We start from the raw sequence: 12,053 nt of genomic DNA, 5'->3' as shown, positions 1-12,053 counted from the left end.
GGCTTTGCGCACTTCCCTCATGGTTGTAAGTGACTTCTCTAAGAGCTTTCCTACCCACTAAATCAGGCGGCCGCTAGCAGTCTGTTTACTGACGAATGAGCGGCCATAAGATGGTTTGATTCGACACCCTGAGTACATCCTTATCGTCAATCGTCGACGCCTTCCTTCGCCGCTCGCCGTTCGGCCCTTCGACGATCAGTTCCTTGTGCCCAATGAGCTTTTCGATCGCAATGCGATAGCGAGCGCTGTCAGCCGGCGAGCTGTTGCAGTGAGTTGCATAGAGGTCTACGAAACGAATGCCTCCCTGGCATTCGTAAACCAGCGGGGCGATCTGCAATGCCAGAGACTCCACGCTTGCCTCGCTGGCCCGATCATCGAAGCAGAATCCAAGCTCACCTTGGCCGGTGAATCCACTGTCCTGTCGCGTGGCGTATCCCAAGGTCCGGAACATATCCAGCCCTCCGTCACCATAGTGGATGAAATGATTGTTGTTATTCCAGTGGACCGTGGTCATCACGTCGCGGGCGCGGTGATGCTGCGACAGATGCACGAGCCAGTAGTCGCCGTGTCCCGTCGTGCGGATGAAGAACACGGTGAAATAACGGGCGCCGCAATTGGCCACCAATGCCTGGTGCATGCAGCTCTGGATGTACAGGCGCACGTCTTTTTCATTCGACTTAATGTCGTCAAATGTTCGGCCTTTGAGCAGATCTGGGATATCCAGGCGTTCTAGCTGCTGCGCAGTCGCTGGGTTGTCGCCAGCAAAGTTTATAAATGAGTCGACTGCGAAAGTCAGGATGACTTCTGCACACGGCAATTGCTGAAAGATTTGGCGAATCTGGGATGTTGGGACATCCTTGTATCCATACTGGTCCAGCAGGAAGATCGATCGGCCGACCTTGGGGCTCTTGCCGCGGATGAAACTCAGGATCTGAGGATAGTGTTTCTCAAACGTGCCGTGTAGGAGATTGATGTCCTTACCGATGCGATCCTGGTAACCGCGTTCGGCGAGATTTTTCGACAGAAACGCGCAGGTGAGGCGCTCCTTCTCCACGAAGAAGTAATCCAGATTGAAAGCAAGTGGCTTTTTTCGATCGACCGCCAACAGCGCCTGAGCTTCCTGTGCGGCTTGAAGGAACACGAATGGAGAACCAAGGACCTCCACGCCAGTATCTTCGTGGACATAAAGACCGCCTCCCGCAAAGCCATCAACCAAAGTAACGGAAATGACATCCTGGGCAGGACTGACGACGAGTGTCTGCAGATAAGCCACCAAGTACTCACGCAGCACCTCATGCTTGGCGATGCTGTGCTGTTTGATGATCGCAGGCTTGTAATCGCTCCATCGATACCGCGACTGCGTCATGCGAATTCCTTATAGGCTGGCTTGCGCTGGCATCTGATCCCATGTGCGACCGTTGAGGGTACGGCCGTTTTTCGCCTTGGCGCGGCGCTTGCCATCGGCACCCCAGCCGCCCCACTGCTTGAAGAAGAAGGCTACACCCTGGTCCTCGCAGTGGAAACGGACCGCCTCTGCCCATTCTGGCTTCATCGGCCTGGCCTTGGCCCCAGATTCCCCACCGACGATCACCCAGTGGATACCCGCCAAATTCAGTTCGCCCACATCTTCGAGCAGCGGCTCGACCGATAGGAAGCGAATATGGGCATCCACAGTTCGCAGGTGATCGATGCGCGGGACGCCATGTCGCTGGTTCTCGACGGACACGCCTAGCCAGACGTTGCGGGGAACCGTCCGCGTCTGGAAGTAGCGAGCCATGCGGGCGGCACGCTTGGTGAGGATCTGGTAACTGTGGTGCGGGGTGAGGGCGACCGTCTTCATGACCTGGTCGATGTACTCGAACGGCACCTTCTCGTGGAAGAGATCGGACATCGAGTTGACGAAATAAATCGTCGGTTTCTTGCGCTTGACCGGATCCTCCAGCCGCTCGGGAATCAAACGCAGGGCGAAGCCGTTTTCGTACCCCGGCGTGCCCATCGCCTGGAGTCGGCGCGCCATCACTTCAGCGTAGCAGTGCTTGCATCCGGCTGAGATCTTGGTGCAGCCCACGATCGGGTTCCACGTCTGCTCGGTCCATTCGATGCGTGATGTCGTGGTCATGGTTGTATCCTCCGGAGGCGATGATACCCCGAACTGGCGCACGGGCTGCGACCGCTGAGTGGACATTGGACGAAGAGGAGATATATGCGCATCCAGACAGCCAGCGAGGCTGAAACCACTTTGCCTGACCTTGGCGCATCACCCCGTCTGAAGCGTCCCGGCCGTATGATGTCAGCGGTCACTGGGTGTGGCGTTTCGACTTGATAGTTACAGCAAACGCGGCTGCGGTGTGACGTTACTGACCTTGCCCCAAAACTTCTCGCCGAGCTCGTTCTTGCTGACCAGTACGAGCCAGTACAACGGTTGATTCTTGGCGCCGGAAACTCGCTCTATGTTGTCGCTAACGTGATAGCCCAATTTTCGGATCAGCCCGTACCAGTAATGGAAGACCGCAATGAGCGCTACATCGTTTCGCGCGGCCGGATTGATGTGTTCCCGCCATCCAGGTGCGAAGTTGTCGAGTTTTCCACCGGCCATGAGCGCCTTGATATTGCGCTGCATATCCATTGTGCTGAAGTGGATCAGCATATCCATTCTCGGCAGTTCTGCCAGCGTCTGTATTATCGAGAACGGCATAGCTTGGATGCTATACGGGTCGAGGAAAGCGAAATGCAGAGCCGTTGGCGAAAGGTCGCGTCGGATCGCACGTACTGTCGCATCAGCGGCACCATCTAAAGTCAAGACCGGGCCTAGATGCTCCTGAGCGAGGCGTTGCTCGCATGCATCCACATTGGTTGCATCAAGGTCACCGATGTAGATCTTGCCGAATGGGGCGTGCTTCGCAGCCTCGGACGCGGCCGCCACAGCGCCGCCAGGGATCACAGTTGAGGTGTTCTTGATTCTCGCCCGGCCGGGCCCGCAGTACAGATCGATGAAAGTGCAGTTGCCGTGGAACTTGCGTCGAGCGGCTCTGCTGATATCAACGTAGTGGCATAGTCGTCGGTGCTTCTCTTGGACCCATTCGCCGACTATTTCACGGCGCAACCCGTCAGTCGGGTCGATCTCGTAGCGTTCTTCCTCACGCTTAGTCGGCATAGGTTCTCCCCCCTGGTTTGAATCCTTGAGTAGTGATTAAGCGTCTTCCATGCTCGTGCTGCAACCCAGCCTGGTCTCTCCAAGTCATCCACCGAGAGAAGGCTGTCGATCAGATCTAGGACCCACTAGCGAAGGGTAGAGACGGGAATAGCCGGACCACTGATCGGTTACGTACCATTTGCCATCCTTTTCTTGCAGGTATGTCGGTACGCCCATGGTGAGCATCGGCTACGGGCGTGTTTGCCGCCGTTGTCGGAGAAGCGCTAGGCAATGGTGGCTCGGCCGTGCTTGAGGGATGGCTGTGCGCATCCGAGCAGCAATAAGGGCCACGGCAGATAGAACCGGGCAAACGATGATGTCATGGCGATCCTTCGTCAGTCGCCGAATCATAACGAAGGCACCAGCGGTATGCCGTTGAACTGACAACAAAATTTCTAGGTGATGGTGACACGACCCAGGGCAGAGAGAGCAAAACTGTCACCATTTCAGTTACTTACGTTGCACTTACCTCTTTCGGCAATGGCAGTGTCGTGCCAACATCATGAAAGGGATGGCATCTATGCCTCCCTTTCGGAGGCTCACTCAGTCCGAACAGCAAGCGCGTCAATGCCTGTGATTTGCTGAGACGCAGCCACTTCTTATCCGCCCTCGTTTAGCAGGAGAACCATCACCCAGTCAGTATTCCATCCATAGCCCCGATACGGGGCCAGCCATCAGCCCGTCAGAGGGCCATTTTTTCGTGGACGAGAAAGCAAAAAGCGCAGATCTCTTGCAGGAGATCATGGGCTTGAAGGCAAGCATCTCGAACGTCCTCTTGTCAGTGTGCTCCCCCTCCCGATCTTTGTCAACGTGCTGAAAACGCGCGGACGGGGGAGGCTTGCCCTGACCTTGAGAATGCCGGTTCAGCGGACGGCCCCACTCGTCCCTGATCCGGCCTAATCCGGAATTTTATTTATGGCACAGCACTTTTTGAGGAGCGCGGCGTACCGCGACCTCAACCTTACCACGATCTACGCCATGAGCGACCAAGAGATCCACGACCTGTTCGCTCGCCTGCGCTGGAACAGCGCCACTCATCAGGCATGCCCCGGGTGCGGCATGTGGGATCAGCATCATCCGAGACCCACGCGCCAACAATGGCGCTGCAAAGCGTGCAAGCGCGACTTCTCTGTCACGTCTGCAACCGTGTTCGCCAACCGGAAAAAATCCCTGCGGATCATCTTCATCGCAGTATTCTTCTATGTGACCGGAATGAAAGGGGTTGCATCCATGGGGCTGGGGCGCATGAACGACTGCTCCATAAAGGCAGCCCACGCCCTCCAGGGGAAATTGCGTGAATCGATCCTGCGGACGCAGGACCTGACACCTCTGACCGGCGTTGTCGAAATCGATGGCGGCTACTTCGGCGGGAAGCCAAGAAAGCCTAACCGTCGTGGGCGACGAAATGAAAAGGTGATTGTCGATCGCGTCGCGGGCCGGCTTCGTAGACAGCGCCATGCAGGACTTTCCCGGCGCAACCAGGACAAACGCCGAAACAAGCGTGTTGTGATGGTACTTCGTCAGCGCGGAAGCCAAGCAAAGGAGGGGGCCGTCAGGACTATCACCGTTGTGACGCGCTCGGAGAATGAACGAGACATCGCCGAACTTGTTCGGCGCTATGTCAGCCCAGGTGCGCGTATAGAAACAGACGACAACCCCGCCTATGCTGGCCTTGCCGCGACCCATGAACATGAGGCAGTTCGCCATGGGCGTGAATACGTCAGAGCTGATGGCGTCAACGACAATCAGGCCGAGTCGTATTTCACGAGACTTCGCCGGTGGGAGTTGGGCGTCGGGCATGGCGTCCACGGTGTATATCTGGCGGACTACGCTGCGGAAATGGCTTGGCGCGAAGACCATAGGCGTCGCACGATCCGACAGCAGGTTGAAGGCGTGCTTACCAAGGAACTACGGGGCGGTGGCTCGCGTTGGTGGCGCGGCTATTACCAAGGAAAGCGACGAGGCAAGGAAATCCTGATGAATGCGGGCGTGCATCACGTCGACCTGTCAGCCGGCGGCAACGACCAGTAGTTTTCGACGTTTCGCCGTCCTTCAACCGATATCGCGTCGACTCGCGCAATTCAGTAAAAAGCGGACTGTCCATGTTCAGGTTCGCTGCAGAAGCAACAAAAATTGCGATTTCCAACGTTGAACACCAAGCGCCATTAGCCAAGCGCAAGCATTTCATGATGTTTTTGGGGAGCCCCCGGATACGCCGCTGGCTCTTGATTGGCTGAATACTCTCCGGGTCTACTGCTATTTCATGCAGAGATAGCGCCCGATCAATGGCTGCGAGGTCACGCCTGAGCGCGTCGCAGCTCTTCTCCATTTCCAAAGCGATCAATTTGGCTTCCTCTCGCGGCGGTCTATCTCGCTGACGAGCCTAGCGTGCTTGTCGACAAGCCATTTCAGGGAAGATGGGGTCCTCGTCTGCATGACCCCACCTTACCGTTATCGCCAATCGCTATATTGGGCACATGCGCCATCATGGCGCTAACGCACGACAGCACGTTGTCTCAGGCGGTGACCGTATCGGCCACGTCCTGATAGTCCTGGATCTGATCGAAGTTCATGTAGCGATAGATCTGCTCACCACTGGTCTTGATCACCCCGACATCGGCCATGTATTCCTGCTTTGTCGGAATGCGGCCCAGGCGCGAGCAGATCGCCGCCAGCTCCGCCGAGCCGAGGTACACGTTGGTGTTACGGCCAAGACGGTTGGGGAAATTGCGGGTGGAGGTGGAGAACACGGTCGCCCCTTCGCGCGCCTGTGCCTGGTTGCCCATGCACAGCGAACACCCCGGCATTTCCATGCGCGCACCGGCGGCGCCAAAAGTGCCGTAGTGGCCTTCCTTGGTCAGCTCGGAAGCATCCATCTTGGTCGGCGGCGCAACCCACAGACGGGTCGGGATATCGCGCTTGCCTTCCAGCAACTTGGCCGCCGCGCGGAAATGGCCGATGTTGGTCATGCACGAGCCGATGAACACCTCGTCGATAGCCGCGCCAGCAACCTCGGACAGGGTCTTCACGTCGTCCGGATCGTTCGGGCAGGCCACGATCGGCTCGTGGATGTCGGCCAGATCGATCTCGATCACCGCCGCGTACTCGGCATCGGCGTCGGGTTCGAGCAGCTGCGGGTCGGCCAGCCATTCCTGCATCTTCTTGATGCGGCGTGCCAGCGAACGCGCATCGGCGTAGCCCTCGGCGATCATCCACTTCAGCAAGGTGATGTTGCTGGTCAGGTACTCGACGATCGGTTCCTTGTTCAACAGCACCGTGCAACCGGCGGCCGAACGCTCGGCGGAGGCGTCGGACAATTCGAACGCCTGCTCCACCTTCAGCTCCGGCAGGCCCTCGATCTCCAGAATACGGCCGGAAAAGATGTTCTTCTTGCCCTGCTTGGCCACGGTCAGCAAGCCCTGCTTGATCGCGTACAGCGGGATCGCGTTGACCAGATCGCGCAGGGTCACACCCGGCTGCATCTGCCCCTTGAAGCGCACCAGTACGCTCTCGGGCATGTCCAGCGGCATCACGCCGGTGGCCGCGGCGAACGCCACCAGGCCGGAGCCGGCCGGGAACGAGATACCGATCGGGAAGCGGGTGTGCGAATCGCCACCGGTGCCGACGGTGTCGGGCAGCAGCATGCGGTTGAGCCAGCTATGGATCACGCCATCGCCCGGGCGCAGCGACACGCCGCCACGGGTGGAGATGAACTCTGGCAAGGTGTGGTGGGTCTTGACGTCCACCGACTTCGGATACGCCGCAGTGTGGCAGAACGACTGCATCACCAAATCGGCGGAGAAACCCAGGCAGGCCAGATCCTTCAACTCGTCGCGGGTCATCGGGCCGGTGGTGTCCTGCGAGCCCACCGAGGTCATCTTCGGCTCGCAATAGGTGCCGGGACGCATGCCCTGCCCGTCCGGCAGGCCGCAGGCGCGGCCGACCATCTTCTGCGCCAGGGAGAAGCCCTTGCCGGTGTCCGGCGGATCCATCGGCAGGCGGAACAGCTCCGACGGCGGCAGGCCGAGGAACTCGCGCGCCTTGGCGGTCAGGCCGCGACCAACGATCAGCGGAATGCGGCCACCAGCGCGCACTTCGTCGAACAGCACGTCCGACTTCATCGCGAACTCGGCGATCACCTGCCCGTTCTTCAGCGCTTTGCCATCGTAGGGGCGAAGTTCGACTACGTCGCCGTGCTCCATCTGCGACACATCCAGTTCGATCGGCAGCGCGCCAGCATCTTCCATGGTGTTGTAGAAGATCGGCGCGATCTTCGACCCCAGGCACACGCCACCGAAACGCTTGTTGGGGATGTACGGGATATCCTCGCCGGTCCACCACAGCACCGAGTTGGTTGCCGACTTGCGCGAAGAACCGGTACCGACCACATCGCCAACATAGGCAACCAAATGGCCCTTGGCCTTGAGATCGGCAATGGCCTGGATCGGGCCGCGCTTGCCGTCTTCTTCCGGCTCGAAGGGTGCGCCGTCGCGCTTGTTCTTCAGCATCGCCAGCGCGTGCAGCGGGATGTCCGGGCGCGTGGTGGCGTCCGGCGCCGGCGACAAATCATCGGTATTGGTCTCGCCGGGCACCTTGAACACGGTGATGGTGAGGCTGCGCGGCACTTCCGGCTTGCTGGTGAACCACTCGCCCTGCGCCCAACTCTGCAACACCGCCTTGGCGTGCGGGTTACCGGCCTCGGCTTTTTCCTGCACATCGTGGAAGGCGTCGAAGATCAGCAAGGTGTGCTTGAGACCTGCCGCTGCCGTCGCGCCCAGTTCCGGGTTGTCCAGCAGTTCGATCAACGGATGGACGTTGTAACCGCCCAGCATGGTGCCCAGCAGCTCGGTCGCGCGGGCAGGCGAAATCAGCGGGGTCTTCTCGGTGCCAAAGGCGACCGCGGCCAGATACGAGGCCTTGACCTTGGCGGCATCGTCGACGCCAGCAGGCACACGCTGGCTCAACAGTTCGACCAGAAACTGCTCTTCGCCAGCAGGTGGATGCTTCAACAATTCGATGACTTGCGCGGTCTGCGTCGCGCTCAGCGGCAACGGCGGGATACCGAGCGCGGCGCGCTCTGCGACGTGGTGGCGATAGGCTTCCAACATGCGGGTTCTCCGGGATTAAAGACAGATGATGAGCAGGCGGTGGTGCGGAATCAGGCCGCAGGTCTGGGGACGATGATCTTCAGACCTTTGAAGTAGTCGCGGAAAAAGCCATCGTCGCGGGTAATCAAGGCATCGCACTGGAGCATGGCATGGGCGCCGATCAGGAAGTCGGCCACCACCCGTTCGCGCTGACCACCGCGGGCACGAAACCGGCGCTGCATCTCGCCGGCGCGCAACGCCGACTTCGATTCCAGGGCATTGAAACGGATGCTCATCTCTTCCAGAACCGACAGCGCCTCGGCGCCATCGCGCAGCGCCGCGCAGACCTCCGCCAGGACGATACCGCAAACCACCACCGGGCCGGTGCTCAGGCACTGGCGCAGACAGGCTTCGGCCGCATCGGCCTGCGGGCTGTCGGCCAGCAGATCCACCAGCACCGAGGAGTCGATCGCGATCACGCCGTGGCGTCCGACTCGAACGGATCGCCAGGCGCACGGCCACGGATCGCCCGCATCGCCTCATCGGTGCTGTCGAAGCCATCGAGCTTGAAGCGGCCACGCGCACGCGAGATCGCATCGTCCACGCTCTTGCGCAGGATGATGCGGCCAGCGTCCAACTCCACTTTCAGCACCGTGCCCTTGCTCAAGCCCAAGGCATCGCGCACGGCTTTGGGCAAGGTGATCTGTCCACGCTCGGCGACGATGGCTTCCATGGCGAACCCCATTTCAGATATGTACAAACTATACATACTAAATTACACATACTCAAACCCGTAGACGATCCCCGACCGCAGCCCAACGTTTACACTGAATCGGTCAGACTGCGGCACGTCCCTACAGCCTCGATGCCATAGGAGTTCGATCATGCACGACACCTTTTCCACCCGCACCTCGTTGGAGGTTAACGGCAAGCGCTACACATACTTCAGCCTGTCGCGGCTGGGCCAGCGCTTCGACATCGCCCGCCTGCCCTACTCGCTGAAGATCCTGCTGGAGAACCTGCTACGCCACGAGGACGGCGGCGCGACCGTGAGCAAGGAACACATCGAAGCGGTAGCGCGCTGGAATCCCACCGCCGAGCCGGACACCGAGATCGCGTTCATGCCGGCGCGCGTGGTGTTGCAGGACTTCACCGGCGTACCCTGCGTGGTGGACCTGGCGGCGATGCGCGACGCCGTGGTCAAACTGGGCGGGCGGCCCGAACAGATCAACCCGCTGATTCCCTCCGAACTGGTGATCGATCACTCCGTGCAGGTCGATGTGTTCGGCAAACCCGAAGCGCTCGATCTCAACGGCAAGATCGAGTTCCAGCGCAACAAGGAACGTTACGGCTTCCTGCGCTGGGGCCAGAAAGCGTTCGACAACTTCAAAGTGGTGCCACCGAACACCGGCATCGTGCATCAAGTCAATCTCGAACACCTGGCGCGGGTGGTGATGACCGGCGAACGCGACGGCGAAGCGATCGCCTATCCTGACACCGTGTTCGGCACCGACAGCCACACCACCATGATCAACGGCATCGGCGTGCTCGGCTGGGGCGTAGGCGGCATCGAAGCCGAAGCGGCGATGCTCGGCCAGCCCTCCTCGATGCTGATTCCGCAGGTGGTGGGCTTCAAACTCACCGGCAAGCTGCCCGAAGGCGCCACCGCCACCGACCTGGTGCTCACGGTGACGCAGATGCTGCGCAAGCATGGCGTGGTCGGCAAATTCGTCGAATTCTTCGGCGATGGCCTGCAGCACCTGCCGCTGGCCGACCGCGCCACCATCGGCAACATGGCCCCCGAATACGGCGCCACCTGCGGCATCTTCCCGATCGACGCCGAATCGCTGACCTACCTGCGCCTGTCCGGGCGCAATGCCGAGCAGATCGCACTCGTCGAAGCCTACGCCAAAGCGCAGGGCCTATGGCACGACGCCGACAGCCCGCATGCCAGCTATAGCGCTACGCTGGAACTGGACATGGGCCAGGTCAAACCCTCGCTGGCAGGCCCCAAGCGACCGCAGGACCGGGTGCTATTGGAAGACATGCAGCGCAACTTCCGCGATAGCCTCGTGCCGTTCGCCGATGCGCGCGCCAAGCGCCGCAGCGACGCCGTGCAGGAAGACCGGCTCAAGAACGAAGGCGGCGGTGGCACCGCAGTCGGGGCCCAAGCGGCGCAGGCACACAGTGCCGATGCCAGCGGCGCGGGCTGGCAGCTGCGCGACGGTTCGGTGGTGATCGCCGCGATCACTTCCTGCACCAACACTTCCAACCCGGCGGTGATGCTCGGCGCCGGTCTGCTCGCGCGCAATGCCGTGGCCAAAGGGCTGAAGGCGCAACCCTGGGTCAAGACCTCGCTCGGCCCAGGCTCGCTGGTGGTCACCGACTATCTGAAAAAAGCAGGCGTCATGCACGACCTGGAGAAGCTCGGCTTCTACGTGGTCGGCTACGGCTGTACCACCTGCATCGGCAACTCCGGGCCGCTACCGGAGGAGGTGTCGGCGGCCATCGCCAAGGACGACCTGGTCGTGACCTCGGTGCTGTCGGGCAACCGCAACTTCGAAGGCCGCGTGCACCCGGAAGTGAAGATGAACTATCTGGCCTCGCCGCCACTGGTGGTCGCCTACGCCATCGCCGGCACCACCGACATCGACCTCACCCGCGACCCCCTGGGCACAGGCAGCGACGGCCAGCCGGTCTACCTGCGCGACATCTGGCCGAGCAACAAGGCGATCGGCGACACCATCGCCGCCACCGTCGGCCCGGAGATGTTCAAGCAGAACTATGCCGACGTATTCAAAGGCGACAGCCGCTGGAACACCATCGCCTCGCCCGACGGCGAGCTGTACGCCTGGGACGACGCCTCCACCTACATCAAGAACCCGCCCTACTTCGACGGCATGACCATGCAGATCGGCCGCATCGAGGACGTGCATGGCGCGCGCATCCTCGCGCTATTCGGCGACTCGATCACCACCGACCACATTTCTCCAGCCGGCAACATCAAGAAAGATTCGCCAGCAGGCCGCTTCCTACAGGAGCGTGGCGTGCAACCGGCGGACTTCAACAGCTACGGCAGCCGCCGCGGCAACGACGAGGTGATGGTCCGCGGCACCTTCGCCAACATCCGTATCAAGAACCTGATGTTCGGCGGAGAAGAAGGCGGCAACACCCTGTACCACCCGCCCGGTGGCGGACAGCCGCAGAAACAATCGATCTACGACGCAGCGATGCAGTACAAGGCCGATGGCGTGCCGCTGGTGGTGATCGGCGGCAAAGAATACGGCACCGGCTCCTCGCGCGACTGGGCGGCCAAAGGCACCCACCTGCTCGGGGTCAAGGCGGTGATCGCCGAGAGCTTCGAGCGTATCCACCGTTCCAATCTGGTCGGCATGGGCGTACTGCCGCTGCAGTTCCTGGATGGACAGAACACGCAAACGCTGGGCCTTGATGGCTCGGAGATCCTGCACATCACTGGCCTGCAGGACGGCGGCAGCAAGCGCGCAAGCGTCACCGCAACCAGCGCCGACGGCCGCTCGCAGAGCTTCGAAGTGGCGGTGATGCTGCTGACCCCGAAGGAAATCGAATACTTCCGCCACGGCGGTCTTTTGCAGTACGTGCTAAGGCAACTTGCCGGTCGCTGATCCTCATCGGATCGGGCACGCTCCACGGCAGCCAGAAGAGGGCGGATCCAGCGCCAATCCACTCTCATGCGTTTTTACGCTTTGGACGGTGTTGCGCAACGCGTTCTGGCGCAAGGCAAGACAAGCGCC

8 protein-coding genes are annotated in these 12,053 nt (G+C 60.6%); 2 read left to right on the top strand and 6 right to left on the bottom strand.

Features of this window, described 5'->3' with window-relative positions; translation table 11 throughout:
* Window positions 1-85: 85 nt before the first annotated feature.
* The 3 genes from XalbCFBP2523_RS00765 to tcmP all read right to left on the bottom strand — a co-directional run bounded on the left by XalbCFBP2523_RS00765 (window position 86) and on the right by tcmP (window position 3,154).
* Window positions 86-1,366, bottom strand: a complete 1,281-nt coding sequence (locus tag XalbCFBP2523_RS00765; RefSeq protein WP_045765664.1) for a three-Cys-motif partner protein TcmP — start codon at window positions 1,364-1,366, stop codon at window positions 86-88.
* A gap of 9 nt (window positions 1,367-1,375) precedes the next feature.
* The gene (locus tag XalbCFBP2523_RS00760) at window positions 1,376-2,119 is read right to left on the bottom strand and encodes a DUF5131 family protein (protein ID WP_045765663.1); all 744 of its coding nucleotides are present in this window, start codon (window positions 2,117-2,119) and stop codon (window positions 1,376-1,378) included.
* Between the two features lie 207 nt (window positions 2,120-2,326).
* Window positions 2,327-3,154 carry a three-Cys-motif partner protein TcmP gene (tcmP, locus tag XalbCFBP2523_RS00755; RefSeq protein ID WP_045765662.1) on the bottom strand — a complete coding sequence of 276 codons (828 nt, stop codon included), beginning with the start codon at window positions 3,152-3,154 and terminating at the stop codon, window positions 2,327-2,329.
* Window positions 3,155-4,171: 1,017 nt separating this feature from the next.
* On the opposite strand from tcmP, the gene XalbCFBP2523_RS00750 reads away from it, so the two are divergent.
* Entirely contained in the window at window positions 4,172-5,224 is a 1,053-nt protein-coding gene (locus tag XalbCFBP2523_RS00750; protein WP_249027706.1) for an IS1595 family transposase, read from the top strand.
* A gap of 485 nt (window positions 5,225-5,709) precedes the next feature.
* Here XalbCFBP2523_RS00750 and acnB read toward each other — a convergent pair whose 3' ends face one another.
* The 3 genes from acnB to XalbCFBP2523_RS00735 are packed head-to-tail and all read right to left on the bottom strand — an operon-like array spanning window position 5,710 to window position 9,013.
* A complete protein-coding gene (gene acnB / locus XalbCFBP2523_RS00745; protein ID WP_045765660.1) occupies window positions 5,710-8,301 on the bottom strand; it encodes a bifunctional aconitate hydratase 2/2-methylisocitrate dehydratase in 2,592 nt (863 codons plus the stop codon).
* A 50-nt stretch (window positions 8,302-8,351) separates the two neighbouring features.
* Window positions 8,352-8,759 carry a type II toxin-antitoxin system VapC family toxin gene (locus XalbCFBP2523_RS00740; protein WP_012915862.1) on the bottom strand — a complete coding sequence of 136 codons (408 nt, stop codon included), beginning with the start codon at window positions 8,757-8,759 and terminating at the stop codon, window positions 8,352-8,354.
* Window positions 8,756-9,013, bottom strand: a complete 258-nt coding sequence (locus tag XalbCFBP2523_RS00735) for an AbrB/MazE/SpoVT family DNA-binding domain-containing protein (protein ID WP_045766698.1) — start codon at window positions 9,011-9,013, stop codon at window positions 8,756-8,758. The genes XalbCFBP2523_RS00740 and XalbCFBP2523_RS00735 overlap by 4 nt, the downstream gene beginning before the upstream one ends.
* A gap of 151 nt (window positions 9,014-9,164) precedes the next feature.
* Between XalbCFBP2523_RS00735 and acnA the strand changes: the two genes are divergently transcribed.
* Window positions 9,165-11,924 carry an aconitate hydratase AcnA gene (acnA, locus tag XalbCFBP2523_RS00730; protein ID WP_045765659.1) on the top strand — a complete coding sequence of 920 codons (2,760 nt, stop codon included), beginning with the start codon at window positions 9,165-9,167 and terminating at the stop codon, window positions 11,922-11,924.
* Window positions 11,925-12,053: the final 129 nt, after the last annotated feature.

The sequence above is a fragment of the Xanthomonas albilineans genome, from assembly GCF_002939705.1.
In the GTDB taxonomy this organism is placed as follows: domain Bacteria; phylum Pseudomonadota; class Gammaproteobacteria; order Xanthomonadales; family Xanthomonadaceae; genus Xanthomonas_A; species Xanthomonas_A albilineans.
Note: the sequence above shows the minus strand (reverse complement) of the source record. Positions and strands in the feature narration are given on the sequence as shown.